The organism is Rhizobium sp. BK591 (genome assembly GCF_014195045.1).
Lineage (GTDB): Bacteria > Pseudomonadota > Alphaproteobacteria > Rhizobiales > Rhizobiaceae > Rhizobium > Rhizobium anhuiense.
In genome coordinates, this window is record NZ_JACIAZ010000007.1 from 172,351 (window position 1) to 191,835 (window position 19,485).

At 62.5% G+C, this 19,485-nt stretch carries 10 protein-coding genes; all 10 read right to left on the minus strand.

What is annotated here, in order from left to right; all coding sequences use genetic code 11:
- Positions 1–87: 87 nt before the first annotated feature.
- Entirely contained in the window at positions 88–2,067 is a 1,980-nt protein-coding gene (gene glgX / locus FHX10_RS27880) for a glycogen debranching protein GlgX (RefSeq protein WP_063475317.1), read from the minus strand.
- 12 nt (positions 2,068–2,079) lie between these two features.
- Positions 2,080–3,711, minus strand: coding sequence for an alpha-D-glucose phosphate-specific phosphoglucomutase (locus FHX10_RS27885; RefSeq protein ID WP_028756866.1), 1,632 nt, complete (start codon positions 3,709–3,711; stop codon positions 2,080–2,082).
- 6 nt (positions 3,712–3,717) lie between these two features.
- The gene (gene glgA / locus FHX10_RS27890) at positions 3,718–5,160 is read right to left on the minus strand and encodes a glycogen synthase GlgA (RefSeq protein WP_063475318.1); all 1,443 of its coding nucleotides are present in this window, start codon (positions 5,158–5,160) and stop codon (positions 3,718–3,720) included.
- 3 nt (positions 5,161–5,163) lie between these two features.
- Positions 5,164–6,426 carry a glucose-1-phosphate adenylyltransferase gene (gene glgC, locus FHX10_RS27895; protein WP_028756864.1) on the minus strand — a complete coding sequence of 421 codons (1,263 nt, stop codon included), beginning with the start codon at positions 6,424–6,426 and terminating at the stop codon, positions 5,164–5,166.
- Positions 6,427–6,445: 19 nt separating this feature from the next.
- Positions 6,446–8,653: a 1,4-alpha-glucan branching protein GlgB gene (gene glgB / locus FHX10_RS27900; RefSeq protein WP_063475319.1), complete on the minus strand. Its 2,208-nt coding sequence runs from the start codon at positions 8,651–8,653 to the stop codon at positions 6,446–6,448.
- Entirely contained in the window at positions 8,650–11,112 is a 2,463-nt protein-coding gene (locus tag FHX10_RS27905; RefSeq protein ID WP_063475320.1) for a glycogen/starch/alpha-glucan phosphorylase, read from the minus strand. Before FHX10_RS27905 ends, glgB begins: the two co-directional genes overlap by 4 nt.
- Positions 11,113–11,388: 276 nt before the next feature.
- A complete protein-coding gene (locus FHX10_RS27910; RefSeq protein ID WP_063475321.1) occupies positions 11,389–12,609 on the minus strand; it encodes a TadE/TadG family type IV pilus assembly protein in 1,221 nt (406 codons plus the stop codon).
- 115 nt (positions 12,610–12,724) lie between these two features.
- Positions 12,725–13,603 (minus strand): transglutaminase domain-containing protein, encoded by an 879-nt coding sequence (locus tag FHX10_RS27915; RefSeq protein WP_063475322.1) that lies wholly within the window; start codon positions 13,601–13,603, stop codon positions 12,725–12,727.
- 5 nt (positions 13,604–13,608) lie between these two features.
- Entirely contained in the window at positions 13,609–16,023 is a 2,415-nt protein-coding gene (locus tag FHX10_RS27920) for a circularly permuted type 2 ATP-grasp protein (RefSeq protein WP_047616384.1), read from the minus strand.
- Positions 16,024–16,062: 39 nt separating this feature from the next.
- Positions 16,063–19,389, minus strand: coding sequence for a DUF2126 domain-containing protein (locus tag FHX10_RS27925; RefSeq protein WP_063475323.1), 3,327 nt, complete (start codon positions 19,387–19,389; stop codon positions 16,063–16,065).
- Positions 19,390–19,485 lie beyond the last annotated feature (96 nt).

Here is a 19,485-nt window from a genome sequence, read left to right on the forward strand (position 1 = left end):
TTCCTCGTGAAACAAGCCGTCGCGGCAAAGCCTTATCGCGCATTTGTGACGATTGCGACAAGGATTTGCGCAAGCGAAGGCAGGCGGTCAATTTTCTACGAAAAAGGCGACGGAGCGCGGCTCGACGGCTGCACTCTTGCCGGCTTTCTGCGCTCCTTCAGGCGTCAACTGGCGCCAGCCCGGTTCGCCCCGGGAAGGGAGCGTGAAAAATTGGCGGCTCCCCGAGCGGTTGAAAAGCACGGCAAGCCGGGTCTGCCTGCCGCCGGCGGAGCGGTCCTCGGTCGACAGAAGCATGCCGAGGGTGGAAAGCGACGGCGTCTCCCATTCGGCAACGGTCATCGGCTCGCCGGAGAGCGAAATCCATTCGACGTCGCCATTTCCTGACAGGAAACCCGTTTCGGAGAAGACGGTGAAGCGGCGGCGCAGTTCCGCAACGAAGGCGGTGTGGGCGATGAGATTCCCGTCCAACGCGTTCCAGTCCAGCCAGGTGATCTCGTTGTCCTGGCAATAGGCGTTGTTGTTGCCGTGCTGGCTGCGGCCGCCCTCGTCGCCTGCCGTCAGCATAATGCTGCCGCGGGTGGCAAAGAGGGTTGATAGCAGCGCCATCACGTCGTCACGGCGACGCTTGCGGATGGTGGGATAGAGGGTTTCCCCCTCGACGCCGTTGTTCCAGGAGTGGTTTTCGTTGTGGCCGTCGCGATTGTGTTCGCCGTTGGCATCGTTATGCTTTCCGGCGTAGGAGACGAGATCGATCAGCGTGAAGCCGTCATGGGCGGCGAGGAAGTTGACGCTGCGCGTTTGCCTGCCGTCGTTGCGGGAGAAGATGTCGGAGGAGCCGGCGAGTGCGGTTGCCAGCGCGCCGGTCTTCCAATCGTCGCCGCGCCAGTAACAGCGCAGGTCGTCGCGGACCCGGTCGTTCCATTCCAGGAAGGACGCCGGGAAATTGCCGAGCTGATAGCCGCCCGGGCCGATATCCCAAGGTTCGGCGATCATGATCCGGTCGGCAAGCACATCGTCGGCGAGGATCGCGGCAAGCGTTCCGCCGTCGCGCTCGAAGCCCGTTGCGGTGCGGCCGAGCACGGGGGCGAGATCGAAGCGAAAACCGTCGACGCCAGCGTTGAGCACGAAATGGCGCAGGCTGTCGATGACGAGGCGGCGGACCTCGGGATGATCGCAGGCAAGCGTGTTGCCAGTGCCTGTGTCGTTGATGAGCTCGCCCGGCCAATTCTGGGCGTGGCGATAATAATGCAGATTGTCGAGGCCGCGCAGCGACAGCGTCGCGCCGTAACGGTCGCTCTCGCCGGTATGGTTGAAGACGAGGTCGAGGATGACGGCGATGCCTTCGGCATGGAGGGCCGCGACCGTCTCGCGCAGCTCCGTCATGCCGCCGGGGACAAGCCGCGGATCGAGCGCCATGAAGGCGACGGGATTGTATCCCCAGCCGTTGGTGAGGCCGAGCGGCGGCAGGTGGCGCTCGTCGATCCAGGCGGTGATCGGCATCAGTTCGACGGCGTCGACACCGATCCGCTTCAGGTGTGCGATGACGGAGGGATGAGCAAGGGCTGCAACCGTGCCGCGCTCTGCCTCCGGCACGTCGGGATGGAGAATGGTGAAGGGCCGCACCGCCACCTCATAGATAAAGCCGCCCGGATTGAAGAGCGGCTTGCTGACCAAGGCGGGTATATCGGCAGTGACGATCGCCTTCGGCATCAGATCCTGGCTGTCTTCGCCATAGATGCCGAGACGGGGATCGTAGCGGAACGGCCTGTCGATCTCCTTGGCATAGGGATCGATCAACAGTTTGGAGGGGTCATACCAGAGACCGTTATCGGGCGCGTAGATGCCATCGGCGCGATAACCATAGCGCGCGCCGGCCTTCAGCCCGTCGACAAAGAGACGATGGATGTGATTGCTGTCGCGCGCCATCGGCAGGCGCGCGAATTCCCTGTTGCCGTCATCCTCGAAGAGGCAGAGCTCGATCTGTGCGGCATCACGCGACCACACCGCAAATTCGACGCCGGTCTCGAAAACGATCGCGCCGGCTTGCGCCGCACTGCTTCCCCGCATGTTCCCCCCGGATCAGGTGATCACGGTTGGCGCGTCGCGTCCCGTGCGTTCCCGAATGCTGGCAATGCTTTCGGCGGCCGCGATCAGATCGGCGAGCGCTTCCTGCGTTTCGATGTTGTGGCGAGTCGAATCCGGCTCGTAACGCTCGATATAGACACGCAAGGTTGCGCCAGACGTGCCAGTGCCGGACAGGCGGAAGACGACGCGGGAGCCGCCCTCGAAGAGCACGCGGATACCCTGATGTTCGCTGACCGATTTGTCGATCGGATCGTGATAGGCGAAGTCGTCTGCCTTCTCGACCTTCAGGCTGCCGAAGCTCTTGCCGGCCAGGGTGGAAAGCTGGCTGCGGAGATTGTCGACCAAGCCGTTTGCCGCATCGGTGTCGAGGCCTTCATAGTCATGGCGCGAATAATAGTTGCGGCCGTAGGTCTGCCAGTGCTGGGTGACGATATCGGCGACACTCTCGCCGCGCACGGCAAGAATATTCAGCCACAGCAGCACGGCCCAGAGGCCATCCTTTTCGCGGACATGATTGGAGCCGGTACCGGAGCTTTCCTCACCGCAGATCGTCGCCATGCCGGCATCGAGCAGGTTGCCGAAGAATTTCCAGCCGGTTGGCGTCTCGTACATACCGATGCCGCGCTTTTCGGCGACGCGGTCGGCAGCACCCGATGTCGGCATCGAGCGGGCGATGCCGGCGAGGCCGCCGGAATAGCCGGGGGCGAGATTGGCGTTGGCGGCAAGGATCGCCAGGCTGTCGGACGGCGTGACGAAGATGCCGCGGCCGATGATCAGATTGCGGTCGCCGTCGCCGTCGGAAGCGGCGCCGAAATCGGGCGCATCATCGCCCATCATCTCGTCGAAGAGTTCCTTGCAGTGAACCGGGTTCGGGTCGGGATGATGGCCGCCGAAATCCGGCAGCGGCATGAAGTTGCGCACGGAGCCCGAGGGAGCGCCGAGACGATTTTCGAAGATTTCCTTGGCATAGGGGCCGGTGACGGCGCTCATCCCATCGAAGGCAATGCGGAAGCCGAGGCTGATCAGGTTGCGGATGGCGCCGAAATCGAACAGTTCTTCCATCAGTGCGGCATAGTCCTCGACCGGGTCGATGACCGAGAGGATCGTGCCGCCGGGAAGCTCGTCCTTGCCGATGCGGTCGAGATTGACGTCGGCGAAATCGGCGATCTTGTAGCTGTCGATCGTCTTGGAACGCGCATAGATCGCGTCGGTGATCTTTTCCGGCGCCGGGCCGCCATTGTTGATGTTGTATTTGATGCCGAAGTCTTCGGTCGGGCCGCCGGGATTGTGGCTGGCGGAGAGGATGATGCCGCCGAAAGCCTTGTATTTGCGGATGATGTGGGAGGCGGCCGGCGTCGACAGGATGCCGCCCTTGCCGACCATGACCTTGCCGAAGCCATTGGCAGCGGCCATCTTGACGGCCTTCTGGATGACTTCGCGATTGTAGTAGCGTCCGTCGCCGCCGATGACGAGGCACTTGCCCTGATAGCCTTCCAGCGAATCGAAGATCGACTGGATGAAGTTCTCCGCATAATTCGGTTGCTGGAAGACTGGAACCTTCTTGCGCAGGCCCGACGTGCCGGGTTTCTGGTCCAGATAGGGCGTGGTGGGTACGGACTTGATCATTTTAGGTCACATGCCTTTCGAGACGAGGCTTGAATAGAGGGCAGCGTAGCGTTCGGCGCTCTTCTCCCAGGAGACATCCGATTTCATGCCCTGCTTTTGCAATTGGGTCCAGAGTTTTCGGTCCTGGTAAAAATGCATCGCACGGCGGATTGCCTGTAGCATGCCTGTTTCTGTCACGGGGGCAAATTGTATGCCGGTTGCGACTTTCGCTGCAAGTGCGGCGTGATTGGCGTCGATCACCGTGTCATTCAATCCGCCGGTGCGGGCGACGATCGGCACGCAGCCGTAACGCAGCCCGTAAAGCTGGGTCAGGCCGCAGGGTTCGAAGCGCGAGGGGATGATGATCGCATCGCAGCCGGCCTGCATCAGGTGCGACATCGGCTCGTTATAACCGATCGAGACGCCGATGCGGCCGGGATGGCGGCTGGCGGAGGCGAGCAGCGCGCCTTCAAGCGCCGCTTCACCGGAGCCGAGCACGACGAGCTTGCCGCCCATGGCGACGATCTCATCGGCGACGTTGGCGACGATATCCATGCCCTTCTGCCAAGTGAGACGGCTGATGACGCAGAAGATCGGGGCGTCGTCATTGTCGAGATGGAAGAATTCGGCGATCGAGCGACGGTTCTCCTCGCGGTTCTTGAGCGTCGTCGGGCCGTAATGGGTGTGGACGACGGGATCGGTCGCCGGGTTCCAGACATCGGTGTCGATGCCGTTGACGATGCCGTGCAGATTGTCGATGCGGCTGGCGATGACGCCCTCGAGCCCCATGCCGAATTCCGAGGTCAGGATCTCATCGGCATAGGTCGGGCTGACCGTCGTGATCGCATGAGCGGTCTTGAGGCCGCCCTTGAGGAAGCCGACAGTGCCGTAATATTCGATGCTTTCGGTGGCAAAGGCATGGGCGGGCAGGCGCAGGCCGGGAAAGATCTCGGAACCGAACTGGCCCTGGAAGGCGATATTGTGGATGGTCAGCACGCTCGGCAGTTCCGGCGTCGGGTAATAGCGCATATAGACCGACGTCAGCGCCGCCTGCCAGTCGTGGGTGTGGACGAGATCCGGCCGCCACCCGGGCATCAGGCCGGCGGCAATCTCGGAGGCGGCAAGCGACAGAGCGGCAAACCGGCGCCAGTTGTCCGGATAGTCCTTGCCGAGCGGATCGAGATAGGGGCCGCCCGGCCTGTCGTAATAGGCCGGCGCATCGAGGATGAGCAGATCGAGGCCTTCGTGCTCAACCTCGAGCACCGTCGCCCGCTCGCCGAGCAGGTCGGCGAATTCGAGCCTGGCGACCGGGTTGCGAATGACCTTCATGACGGCGGGATAGCCGGGCAGAAGGGTCTTGGTCTCGACCCCGAAGGCTTTGAGAGTAATCGGCAGGGCGCCTGACACATCGGCCAGGCCCCCTGTCTTGATCAAAGGGAAGACTTCGGACGAAACCGAAAGAACTTTCATAAGTCAGATATCCAGCTTGTCGATCATCGGTTGCGTGATCAGGCAGATGCCGCTTTCCGTCCGCCGGAAACGCTTGGCGTCGAGCTCGGGATCCTCGCCGACAACCAAGCCTTCCGGAATGACGACACCATGGTCGATCACCACATTCTTGAGCTGCGCGCGCCGTCCGATCTTTACGTTCGGCAGGATGACGGCGCCTTCCATCTTGGAGAAGGAGTTGGCCCTGACACCGGTGAAGAGCAGGCTGTTGTTCAGGCTGGCGCCGGAGATGATGCAGTCGCCCGATACGACGGAGGAGGTGGCCGAGCCGCGGCGATCCTCGTCGTCATGGACGAATTTCGCCGGCGGGGTGATCTCGGCATAGGTCCAGATCGGCCAGGACTTGTCGTAGATGTCGAGCTCCGGAACGATCGCCGTCAGGTCGATATTGGCCTGCCAATAGGCGTCGATCGTGCCGACGTCGCGCCAGTAAGGCTCGTGCTCGAAATCGGACCGGACGCAGGACTTGGCGAAGCGGTGGGCGACCGCCTTACCGTTCTTGACGATATAGGGGATGATGTCCTTGCCGAAGTCGCGGCTCGAGTTCGGATCGGCGGCGTCGCGGCGCAGCGCATCGAGCAGGAACTTGGTGTGGAAGACGTAGATGCCCATCGAGGCGAGGGCGAAATCCGGCTTGTCGGGAATGGGCGGCGGATCGGCCGGCTTCTCGACGAAGGCGATGATCTCGTCCTTCGCGTTGACATGCATGACACCGAAGCCGGTCGCTTCCATGCGCGGCACTTCCAGGCAGCCGATGGTGACGTCGGCGCCGGAATCGACGTGCTGCTGCAGCATCCATTCATAGTCCATCTTGTAGACGTGGTCGCCGGCAAGCACGACCATGTATTCGACGCCGTAATCCTGGATGATGTCGATGTTCTGATAGACGGCGTCGGCGGTGCCCTCGTACCATTGCGTCTCGGAGACGCGCTGGCTGGCGGGCAGGATGTCGAAGCTCTCGTTGCGCTCGGGGCGGAAGAAGTTCCAGCCACGCTGCATGTGGCGGATCAGCGAATGCGCCTTGTATTGCGTGGCGACGCCGATGCGGCGGATACCGGAATTCAGGGCGTTCGACAGGGCGAAATCGATGATGCGAGCCTTGCCGCCGAAATAGACGGCCGGCTTGGCACGCCGGTCGGTGAGTTCCTTGAGACGGCTTCCCCTACCGCCCGCCAGAACATAAGCCATTGCATCGCGGGCAAGTGGCTGAACGCGTTTTTCTACCATTTTCTCCTCCCACCAGTCACTAATTTTCAGGTTCAAGCATGATTGTCGCCAAGGGCGGCAAGGTGATCGAGCAGGTGATGTTGCCGCCGGCATCGACGGCCTGCACGCGCCCGCCATTGCCCTTGCCGCTGCCGCCGTAGATGTCGGCATCGGTGTTCAGGATTTCCCGCCAGCGGCCTGCGGACGGCAGGCGGATCGAGTAGTTCTCGCGGTAGACAGGGGTGAAATTGGTGATGACGGCGACCGGCTTCTGGCCCGGCGCCTTGCGCAGCCAGGCAAAGACGGAATTCTGATGGTCGTCGGCGACCAGCCATTCGAAGCCTTCGCCTTCGCAGTCACGCTCATGCAGAGCCGGCTTGCTGCGATAGGTGAAATTGAGGTCGCGCACCAGGCGCCGCATGCCCTCGTGCATACGATACTGAAGCAGGTTCCAGTCGAGCGACTTCTCCTCGCTCCACTCGCTCCACTGGGCGAATTCCTGGCCCATGAACAAGAGCTTCTTGCCGGGATAGCCCCACATATAGGCGTAGTAGGCGCGCAGATTGGCGAATTTCTGCCAGTCGTCGCCCGGCATCTTGGCGATCAGCGAACCTTTTCCATGGACGACCTCGTCATGCGAGAGCGGCAGGACGAAATTTTCCGAATAGGCGTAGAGCAGGCCGAAGGTCAGCTCGTTGTGATGGTGCCCGCGGTAGATGGGATCGCGGCTCATGTAGCTCAGCGTGTCATGCATGAAGCCCATGTTCCACTTGAAGCCGAAGCCCAGGCCGCCTTCATGAACGGGCTGCGAGACCTTCGGCCAGGAGGTCGATTCCTCGGCGATGGTCATGACGTTGGAATGCTGGCCGTAGATGCGGATGTTGAGATCCTGCAGAAAGCGGACCGCTTCGAGGTTCTCGTTGCCACCATATTCGTTGGGGATCCATTCGCCGTGTTTGCGCGAATAATCGAGATAGAGCATCGAGGCGACGGCATCGACGCGCAGGCCGTCGAGATGGAATTTTTCGGCCCAGTAAAGCGCATTGTTGACGAGATAGGAAACGACCTCGGTGCGGCCGAAATTGTAGATCGCCGTGCTCCAGTCGGGATGGAAGCCCTTGCGCGGGTCTTCGTGCTCGTAGAGTGCGGTACCGTCGAACCAGCCGAGGCCGTGTTCGTCGGTCGGGAAATGCGCCGGCACCCAGTCGAGAATGACGCCGATGCCGACCTTGTGGCAGCCGTTGACGAAACGGGCGAAACCTTCCGGTTCGCCGAAACGAGCGGTCGGCGCGTAGAGGCCGGTCGTCTGGTAACCCCAGGAGGGGTCGTAGGGGTGCTCGGTGATCGGCAGGAACTCGATATGGGTGAAGCCCATATCGGCGCAATAGGGGATGAGGCTGGAGGCGAGCTCGTCCCAGGACAGCATCGTGCCGTCCTGCCGGCGCTGCCAGGAGGCGGCATGCACCTCGTAGATCGAGATCGGCTGGCGGCGCTTGTCGGTTTCGCGCCAGTGCTTGAGGTGGGCTTCGTCTTCCCACTCCTGCACCAGTTCGGCGGCGGTGATGGAGGCGGTCTTCGGCCGGAGTTCGCTGCGCCGCGCGAAGGGGTCGGCTTTCAGGGGCAGCAATACGCCATCCTGGCCGCGGATCTCGAACTTGTAGCCAACGCCGATCGGCACATCCGGGGCGAAGATTTCCCAGATGCCGCTATCGGCGCGGAAGCGCATCACGTGGCGGCGGCCGTCCCAATTGTTGAAATCGCCGACGACCGAGACGCGCTGCGCATTCGGGGCCCAGACGGCGAAATGGATACCCTGGGCGCCATCATGCTTGATGAGATGGGCGCCCATCTTGTCGAACAGCCGCAGGTGCGAGCCCTGGCGGGCGAAATAATCGTCCATCGGCCCGAGCACCGGACCGAAACTGTAAGGATCGGTGACAGCCCATTCGGCATCGCCGCGCCGGGCGCGATAGCGCACCGGCTGGAGCTTGGTCAGGGAAACCGGGCCGGCGAAGACGCCGTCGGCATGGAGCTGTTTCAACTCGCCGATGACGCTGCCATCGAGCGTCATGGCGGTCACTTCCTCGGCGCCCGGGATGAAACACCGGGCGACGAAAACGTCGCCGGCCTGGTGCACACCGAGGACGGCAAAGGGATTGGAATGCGAGCCGGCAAGGATCGCCGCGATTTCATCTGCCGAAATTTCCCAGGAAAGCTTTACTTCAGGGACGGTTTTCGGCGTTTTCATCCGGCTCTCCAGATTTCGTCTGCATATTGCCTGATCGTACGGTCGGAAGAAAACCAGCCCATCCGCGCCGTATTGTTGATCGTCTTTGTGTACCAGGCGGACTGGTTGGTCCAGATCTGGTCGACTTCGCGCTGTGCCTGGGCATAGGCGTCGAAATCGGCGGCGACCATGAACCAGTCGTGCGAATAGATGCCGTCGATCAGTGCGGTGTAGCGATTGCGGTCATCAGGCGAGAAGACGCCGGAGCCGATGGCGGCGAGCGCCTGGGCGAGCTCGCGCGACCCCTCGATGATGGCGCGGGGATTGTGGCCATCACTGCGGACCTTCGACACCTCGTCGGCCTTGAGGCCGAAGATGACGATGTTGTCCTCGCCGACATTGTCGCGCATCTCGACATTGGCGCCATCGAGCGTGCCGATCGTCAGTGCGCCGTTGAGGCCGAACTTCATGTTGCCGGTGCCGGATGCTTCCATGCCGGCGGTCGAAATCTGCTCGGACAGGTCGGCGGCCGGAACCATGACTTCGGCGAGCGAAACATTGTAGTTCGGTACGAAGACGACCTTCAGGAGGCCGCGGACCGACGGGTCGTTGTTGATCGTGCGGGCGACGTCGTTGATCAGCTTGATGATCAGCTTGGCATTGTAATAACTCGGCGCTGCCTTGCCGGCGAAGAGTTTTACACGCGGCACCCAATCCAACTCCGGATGCGAGCGGATCTGGTCGTAGAGCGCGACGGCCTCGATGATGTTCAGCAGCTGGCGCTTGTATTCGTGGATGCGCTTGATCTGGATGTCGAACATCGCCGAGGGATCAAGCTTCACGCCCATGCGGCTGGCAACGAGATTGGAGAGCGCTACCTTGTTGGCCCGCTTCACCGCGGCGAACTTCTGCTGGAAGGTCGGGTCGGAGGCGAACTTGTCGAGCGGCGTCAGCTTCTCGGCATCGTCAAGGAATTCGTCGCCGATCGCCTCGCGAATCAGGCTGGTGAGACCCGGATTGCACTGCTGCAGCCAGCGGCGCGGCGTGATGCCGTTGGTCTTGTTGTTGATACGGTCGGGATAGAGCTTGTGCAGGTCGGCAAAGACCGTGACCTTCATCAGGTCGGTGTGCAGGGCCGAGACGCCGTTGATCGAATGCGAGCCGACGAAAGCGAGGTTGCCCATGCGCACGCGGCGGTCGCCGCTTTCATCGATCAGCGAGATCGAGCGGATTTCCCCATCGGTGAAATTCTTGCCCTTGCGCGCGTCGATCAGGATCTTGGCATTGATCGCATAGATGATCTGCATGTGGCGCGGCAGCAGACGCTCGAACAGCGGCACCGACCAACTTTCCAGCGCTTCGGGCAGAAGTGTGTGGTTGGTGTAGGAGAAGGTATGGCGGGTGATTTCCCAGGCCTGGTCGAAATCCATTCCGTGGACGTCACAGAGCAGGCGCATGAGTTCGGCGACCGAGACGGCGGGATGGGTGTCGTTCAGCTGGATTGCCACCTTGTCCGGCAGCGAGGTGAAATCGTCATATTGCTGCAGATGGCGGCGCAGGATGTCCTGCAGCGAGGCCGACGAGAAGAAGAATTCCTGGCGCAGGCGCAGTTCCTGACCGGCCGGGGTGGCGTCGGCGGGATAGAGAACCCGGGTCAGGCTTTCGGCCTTGTTGCTTTCACGCAGCGCTCCGATGTGGTCGCCGGCGTTGAAGGCATCGAGCAGGATCGGATCGATCGGCTGCGCCGACCAGAGGCGCAGCGTGTTGACGCGCTTGCCGCGCCAGCCGACGGCCGGCGTGTCGAAGGCGGCGGCGATGACGCGCTCGGCCGGTTTCCAGACGTAGCGCGGCTGGTCGTCATGGGTGGTGATGAATTCGACGGCGCCGCCGAAGCCGATTTCATAGGAGCTTTCGCGGCGCTCGAACTCCCAGGGATTGCCGTGGGCGAGCCAGTTTTCCGGCAGTTCCACCTGCCAGCCGTCGGCCATCTGCTGGCGAAACAGGCCGTGGACATAGCGGATGCCGTAACCATAGGCGGGCACGTCGACGGTTGCCATGCTTTCCATGAAACAGGCCGCCAGACGACCGAGGCCGCCGTTGCCGAGTGCGGCATCCGGCTCCAGCCCGGCGATGACGTTGACGTCGACGCCGAGCGAGGCGAGGGCATCGCGCACCTCCTCCATCAGGCCGAGGTTCGAGACGGCGTCGCGCATCAGGCGGCCGATCAGGAATTCGAGGGAGAGATAATAGACGCGCTTGGCGCCGGTCGCATAAACCTCGCGGGTGGAGGCCATCCACCGATCGATGATGCGGTCGCGGACCACCAGGATCGTCGCCGTCAGCCAGTCATGCGGCTTTGCCACCTTGGCGTCCTTGCCGATGCGGTAGGTCAGGCGTTCGATGATTTCTTCGGCGAGAATTTCCGGCCTTGAACTGCGGGGAGCGGGAGAGGGGATAACCGGCTTGGAAACGGTATTCATGGTCAGATCTCGCCAATTTTAATTTGGTTTCAGGATGTTATGCCTGATTTAATCGATTTGTCGCCTGTGCTCCGACAGTTTATGCATCGTTAGGAAGCACTTGCAACAAAGGATTTGGACAAACGAAAAATTTGCGAAACCTTCATATTCACGGGGCTTGAGGGTATTGATTTCAATCGCTTTTCCCGATCAGATGGGGTTGGACGAGAATAACGAAAAGCCGCGCCGGTTTGTTCCGGAGCGGCTTTTCCTTTGCCCTTTTTCGTAGCGGTATGCTCAGTTCGTCAGACGTGTCAGCTGAGCGGAGGCTTTCGCACCGATCGCCTGAAAGGCCGCAAGGAGGTCTTCCATTTTTTCAGCCTGGAAATAATGGGAGTCGTCGGAGGCGCAATAATGCAACAGCGCCTGTCCGCCTGCGGGTGCCATAAAGGCAATCGTATAGATTTCGATGCCTTTAGATTTCGCGTCGTCGCATGTCTTCTTCGTCGCGGTGTCGTAGGAACGGCCGCCGCCGCTATCATTGTTATTGTCGCCGTCGGTCATAAAGACGATGTACTTCTTGGGCACTTGCCCGGTCTTCTGCCGGTGGGCGGCGTCTTCGGCGTCATTGCCCGCGGCGTTCTTGGCGGTGAGAGACGTGTAAGCCGTGTTCACTGCGCCGCTGGAATTCGTGCCACCTCCCGACTGAAGCGCGTTGACATAGCTCGTGACAGCGGCAGTTCCCCAGGCGAGGCTGCTGGCGGGGTATTCAACAATATCATAGGATACCGCGCCTGTGCGCACATATTCGGCATTGGGATCCGCGCTATCGAGCTGACCAAAGAGTTTGTCGGCGGCGAGCTTCAGCGCTTCTATCTTTGTGTAATAACGCGTACGCGTGCCGGTGCAGGTGTCGTAGATTGTCTTACCGTTTTTGTTGGGGTGAGGGTTGCATTTGTAGGTGTACGATTCCGTCGTGAGGGTCGCGGTATCCTCTCCCATCGACCCCGACTTATCGAGTGCGAGGAACATAGAGATCGAGCCCTGGGTCTGTGAGTGACCACCGACCGTCGTGCCTGACGTCGAGAGATGCTGCGTGCTGAAGCCGACCGCCTGCATCAGCGGGTTGACCGTGAGGTCGTAACTCGGTGAAACCGTCACCTGATAGGATGTCGACTTGCCCGATGTCGTCGTCTGGACACTGACGCTCGTCGTGTTCTTGATATCGGTGCCGCTCTGCAGGTAATTCGCCATTTGCCCGGCAACGAAATTCTGCGCAAAGGCCTCGGCCTGCGACGTTTGGATCGTGCCGTTCGCCAGGGCGGTGGCGGTCGCGAGCGCCGCCGAATCAGCGGCCTCCTGCAACTGCTGCTTCGAGAGCAGCATATCGCCCACCTGGATCGCCATGCCGGCTGCTCCGAAAAGGACGGGCAGCAGGATAGCCGTCATCATACCGAAATTACCGCCACGGTCGCTCAACATGCGACGCAGGCAGGGATGCAAAAAGGAGGTGCTCATCATGTTCACCCAACTGGAAACCCTGTGAGGTGATATTAGGCACGTCTCTCCTTTCCGCGGGCCTTACGGCGTCAATAGAATTTTAACGAATCGGCGGATTTTTCCAGTTTTGGGATTATTTCAGCGGGATGACGTCGACCGCCTGGACAGCGCGCTGGCCGCCATAGCTTTTCAGCACGCCGATGACGGGAACGACGTCGGAATAGTCCCGGCCATAGGCGACGACGATGTGGTCCATGCCAGCGGGGATGTTGTTGGTCGGGTCGAGTTCGATCCAGCCGATCGTCTCGCCGCACCAGATCCGCACCCAGGCATGCATGGCGTCGGCCCCTTCCAGCCGCTCCTTGCCGGGTGGCGGGATGGTGCGCAGGAAGCCGGAGACGTAGCCGGCCGGAATGCCGAGGCTTCGAAGCGCCAGGATCATGATGTGGGTGAAATCCTGGCAGACGCCGCGCTTCAATCGGAACGCCTCGAGCGGTGTCGTGTCCACCGTCGTCGCATCGGGATCATAGGTGAAATCCTTGTTGATGCGGGCACAGAGCGCATGGGCGATCTGCATGGCTGTCAGCGTCGGCAGGGCACAGCCTCGCGCATAGTCGCTGATCTCGCGTGCCTGGGTGAGGCGCGGGCTGTCGCCAAGGAAGTGGTGCGGCGAATCCGGTGCCAACGACCAGATGCCTGATATCTCCTCCGGCAGGTCGGCAAGCAGCGGCGAGAAATCGGCGGCGATCGGCTGGCTTTCCACCTGCACGCGGGCCTGCATGCGAATGTCGAGTGTTTCGTGCGGCGCACGCAGCATGAAGGAGGTGGCGGGATGATGGAAGAAATCGACGAAATGCGCCTGCTCATCCGGCGTCGGCGAGACGGTGATCGAGCCGGCGACCAGGCGCTGGCGGTTGGTCAGCGACAGCGGCATCAGCCGCATGACGTGGCGGGCGCCGGAGGCCGGCACGTCGTAGCTGTAACCCATGCGGAGAGTGAGATCGTAGAGCATTGATGTCACCCGAGATAGGTCTGGGCGAGCAGATCGGAAAGCTGTTCCAGTTCGCGTTCGAGCCGTTGATAGACCTCGACACCCATGCCCTCCGGGGTCATCACCGCCAGGCCGGAATGGAGCCGCATCGCTTCGCGGTAGAAGGGTGACATCTGGCCGTTGATCAGGGCATTGGGCAACTGCTCGACCTCGTGGTGGATCTCGTTCACCTGGAAGAGGACCGAGCGCGGGTTGAGGGGGTCGAGCGCCAAGAGGTCGGTGACCGTCAGCCGCGCCGTGTTGACGTTGTAGCGGCGGCGGTGGGTCATGACGCTGTCGCCGATCTCGAGCAGCATGTCGAGGGCGCCGTCCGGCGCTTCCGGGCCGGACATGTGGCCGAGCAGGCGCGTCATGTGCAGGCCGCGCTCGATATAGCGGCCGAGCGAGAGGAAGCGCCAGCCGGTGAAGCGGTACATGTTCTCGTGCACAAGGCCGGCGAAGCCCGCGAGCTTGCGCAGAAGGATCGTCATCGCATGGCTGGCGTCATCGCCGGCAGAGACGGTGACGTGAAAGCGGCGGGCGGTCTTGGCGAGGTCGTTGAGGGCCAGCCAGCCGTCCGGCGAGAAACGGTCGCGGATGTTGCTTGCCGAATAAACGGCGCTGTCGATGTTGCGCAGGAGCGTTTCCGGCACGGGTTCGGCGGTATCGATATCGACGGCCGTCAGATATTCGGAGACATCGGCTAGCAGCGGCTGGCTTGGATCGGCGGCTTCGGCGAAACGTGCATGCCAGGCGCGCAGGATGCGCAGCGCCCCTTCGGCGCGTTCGATGTAACGGCCGAGCCAGAACAGATTGTCGGCCGCCCGGCTCGGCAAGCTGCCCGGCATGTTGCGGGTGAAGCTGCCCTCGGCCGGCAGCAGCGTGTGGCGTTCGACCGGCTTGTCGCTGACGATCCAGACGTCGGCGGCCGCGCCGCCCGACTGCATGGCGATCGCCGCGACATCGGCGCCGGAGCCGATACGGGCAAAACCGCCGGGCATGATCTGCCAGCCGTTTGCCGTGCGGGCGGCGAAAACGCGCAGCGACATCGGCCGCGGCACGAGCTTGCCGTCCACCCAGGCGGGCGTGGTCGAGAGCGTGACGACTTCCTGGCCGACCAGTTTCGGGCCGTCCGAACTCAGCCAGTCGGTGATGGAATCCTTGGCCGTCGCACGCAGCGACGAGCCGAGCACGGATTCGCCGTTGTCGTCGAAGAAGGGTGCCCGGGAATAGGCCGGGCCGATCACCATCTTCTCGATGTTTTTTGCGACGTGCTCGCGCTCTTCCTTCTGGCCGCACCACCAGGTGGCGATCGAGGGGAGGTGCAGATCCTCGCCCAGCAGGCGGCGACAGATGGTCGGCATGAAGGCCAGAAGCGCCCGGGTTTCGAGAACCCCGGTGCCGAGCGCATTGACGATGGTGACGCTTTCGGCGCGCAGCGCTTCCACGAGGCCGGGCGTGCCGATATGCGAATTCTGGTTCAACTCCAGCGGGTCGGCAAAGGCCGAATCGAGACGGCGCCAGAGCACGCCGATCGGCTTCAGGCCGGCGACGGTGCGCACCATGACGCGGCCCTTGACGACGGTGAGGTCCTCGCCCTCGAGCAGCATGAAGCCGAGGTAGCGTGCGATGTAGGCGTGCTCGTAATAGGTCTCGTTGGCGGGGCCGGGCGTCAGCACGGCGATGCGGTCGTCGCCCGAATGTTTCATGCCCTGCAGCGCGTCGCGGAAGGCGCCGAAGAAGGAGGCGAGGCGGTGGACCGGCGTTTCGGCGTAGATATCCGAGAAGGCCCGGGTCGTCGCAACGCGGCTTTCCAGCGCGAAGCCGGCGCCTGACGGCGCCTGCGTCCTGTCGGCCAGCACCCACCAGTTGCCGTCAGGTCCGCGGCCGATCTCGAAGGCGCAGAAATGCAGATAGTGGCCGGAACCCGGCCGGATGCCGGCGAGCGGTCGCTGGAATTCGGGATTGGCGGCGATCAGTGCCGGCGGCAGGACGCCTTCCTCCACCAGCCGGTTGTCGCCGTAGATATCGGCAACGATCGCCTCCAGCAGGTCGGCGCGCTGGACGAGGCCCGCCGACAGCGTCTGCCATTCGCGCTCATCGATCAGCACGGGGATGTGCGAAATCGGCCAGGCGCGTTCGCCGGTGCCCTTGCTGCCATAGGCGCGGTAGAAGACGCCGGCATCGCGCAGGTAGCGGTCGGCGCGGGCGAAGCGCTCGGCGAGATCCTTTTCCGGCATTGCGCTCAGATGCGAGAGGAAACGCTGCCAGACGGGGCGGACCACGCCTTTGTTGTCGACCATCTCGTCAGCGGTACCAGGAAGCGGCGCATAGTCGAAGGCCGCATCCTTGATGCGGTCCTCTGCCTCTCCCCTGCGTTCCACTGCCGGCCTCTTACCCATCAAAACCCAAGCCCTAAACCCCCGGCCCTCACCTCAGCCTTAAATTCCGGCGGGCCGCCGCAGATCCAGCGTCAGCGGGAATTCAAGCGAACCCGTCTCGGCGCGCGGGATATAGCCGCCCGCCGTATGTCCCCACGGCTCGAAGCGGGCGAGCCGCCTTGCTTCCGCCTCGTTGCCGTTGACCGGGAAGGTGTCATAGGTCCGGCCGCCCGGATGGGCAACATGATAGATGCAGCCGCCGATCGAACGCTTCGACCATGTATCATAAATGTCAAAAGTCAAAGGTGTGTTGATCGGCAGGACGGGATGCAGGCCGGAGGCAGGCTGCCACGCCTTGTAACGGACGCCGGCGACCGACACGCCCGACGTGCCGGTTGGTGTCAGCGGCAGGGTGCGGCCATTGCAGGTGACGGTATAGCGCGCCGTATTGCTGGTTTCGAGCCGCACCTGAAGGCGTTCGACAGAGCTGTCGACGTAGCGCACGGTGCCGCCCGGCGCGCCTTCCTCACCCATGACGTGCCAGGGCTCCAGCGCCTGGCGCAGTTCCAGCTTCGAGCCCTCATATTCGACTTCGCCGCAGAAGGGGAAGCGGAATTCAAGCTGGGCCTTGAACCATTCCGGGCTGACGTCGAAGCCGTTTTCGCGAAGGTCGGCCAGCACGTCGAGGAAATCGGTCCAGACGAAATGCGGCAGCATGAAACGGTCGTGCAGGGTCGTGCCCCAGCGGACGAATTTGCCGTCGACGGGATTGACCCAGAAGCGGGCGATCAGTGCCCGCACCAGCAATTGCTGGGCAAGCGACATGCGGGCATTCGGCGGCATCTCGAAGCCGCGGAACTCGATGAGGCCGAGCCGTCCGGTCGGGCCCTCGGGCGAGAACAGCTTGTCGATGCAGATCTCGGCGCGATGGGTGTTGCCGGTGACGTCGGTCAACAGGTTGCGGAACAGGCGATCGACGAGCCAGGGCAACGGCTGCTGGCCGCGGCCGGGGGCAGCGATCTGCGCCATGGCGATCTCCAGCTCGTAGAGGCTGTCGTGACGGGCCTCGTCGATGCGCGGCGCCTGGCTGGTCGGCCCGATGAACATGCCGGAGAAGAGGTAGGAGAGCGAGGGATGGCGCTGCCAGTGGAGGACGACGCTCTTTAAGAGATCGGGACGGCGCAGGAAGGGACTATTGTTCGGATTGGCGCTGCCGACGACGACGTGGTTGCCGCCGCCGGTGCCGGTGTGGCGGCCGTCGATCATGAACTTGTCGGCGCCGAGACGGGTGGCGCGCGCCTCTTCGTAGATCGCCGTGGTGATATCGACGCACTCCTTCCAGTTCGATGCCGGATGGATGTTGACCTCGATGACGCCGGGATCCGGGGCGACGCGGATGACGTTGATGCGCTCATCCTGCGGCGGCGGATAACCTTCGATATGGACGGGAAGCTTGAGTTCGGCGGCGGCGTTTTCGGCAGCGGCAATCAGCTCGAGATAGTCTTCGATGCGTTCGACCGGCGGCATGAAGACGCAGAGCCTGCCGTCGCGCGGCTCGACCGACATGGCGGTGCGCACGGCGCCGCCGATTTCACCGAGCGTCTGTTCGATGCGGCCGCGATTGCTCTCGTCGGCGTGGAAGGAGGCTTCCGGCATGGCGCGACCGGCCGGCACGAAAACATCGGGCAGCGGTTCGCGCGGGATGGTCGGATCGGCGGGGTGGATATAGGGATAACGCGCCGGGGGAACATAGGGCAGCGTGCCGAGCGGCAGGCGGTAACCGATCGGGCTGTCGCCTGGAACGAGGAAGATCTTGCCGCGGCGAGTGCGCCATTTCTCGCTGATCCAGACGCGTGTTTCGGCCGCCCTGGCGTTCCATGCCTGAACCGGAAGGAGGTAACCTGTGGGGACGGTGAGGCCACGGGCAAAGACGCGAGCGATGCGGTTGCGCTCCTCGGGATCTTTCAGTTTCGAATTCGCGGGATCGACATTGTCGGGAAGATTGCCTTCCTTGATAATCCAGTCGGCAGTATCCTCATAGGCCGGCTGCACCATGTCAGGCTTGATCGCCAGTTCCTTGGCGATCGCCGTCAGGAGCTTTTCGGCATCCTCGGCCGCAACACCGGTATCCTTGCCTTCGGCGGCGACCAGATCGAGGTTCTGCCAGATCGGCTTGCCGTCGCGGCGCCAGTACAGCGAGAAGGTCCAGCGCGGCAGACTTTCGCCCGGATACCATTTGCCCTGGCCGTAATGCAGGAAGCCGCCGGGGGCGAAGCGTTCGTGCAGCCGGCGGATCAGGCTGTCGGCCTTTTCGCGCTTGGTCGGGCCGACGGCGGCGGTGTTCCATTCCTCGGACTGGAAGTCGTCGATCGAAACGAAGGTCGGCTCGCCGCCCATCGTCAGATGCACGTCCTCGGCTTCGAGGACACGGTCGACCTTCTCGCCGAGTTCGTTGAGCTCGTCCCAGCTTTCATCGGAGAAGGGCTTGGTGATGCGCGGGTGTTCGGCAACGCGCGAGACCTTCATGTCGAAGGCGAATTCGGTTTCGGCCTCGCCGAAATAACCGCCGGAGATCGGAGCGGCGTTGCGGTAATGCGGCGTGGCGGCAAGCGGGATATGGCTTTCGCCGGTCAAGAGGCCGGAGGTCGGATCGAGGCCGACCCAGCCGGCGCCGGGCAGATAGACTTCCGCCCAGGCATGCAGGTCGGTGAAATCGACTTCGGTGCCGGAGGGCCCGTCGAGCGCCTTCAGATCAGGCGTCAGCTGAATGAGGTAACCGGAAACGAAGCGGGCGGCCAGGCCGAGATGGCGAAGGATCTGCACGAGCAGCCAGCTGGTGTCGCGGCAGGAGCCTTTGGCGCTTTCCAGCGTCTCCTCCGGCGTCTGCACGCCGGTTTCCATGCGGATGACATAGCCGATCTGCCGCTGCAGACGGGCATTCAGGCCGACGATCATATCGACCGTCGGCTGACCGGGCGACCAGTCGAGCGTCGGCAGCAGCGCCTTCAGGCGCGGGCCGGCCGGCTCCGGCGTCATGTAGATCGACAGATCCTCCTGGATCGTTTCCGGATATCCGAAGGGCCACTTGGTCGCCTCTTCCTCGACGAAGAAGTCGAAGGGATTATAAACCGTCATGTCGGCGACGAGATCGACCTCGATCTTGAACTCCGTCACCGGATCCGGAAAGACGTAGCGGGCAAGGTAATTGCCGTAGGGATCCTGCTGCAGGTTGACGAAATGGTTGGAGGGCGTGATCTTCAGCGAGTGGCTGAGCACCCGTGTCTTCGAATGCGAGGCAGGTTTCAGCCGGATGATCTGTGGGCCGAGGCGGACCGGCTTGTCATAGGTGTAATGCGTCAGATGATAGATGCTGGCTTTGATCGACATATTTCTCTTTTTATCCGGCTCGCATCGTCGTGCGGCTTGCTGTTCCCGAAAATCAGTGTGTGCAATGCAGCGAAAGAAAGCAAGGTGGAAAGGTCA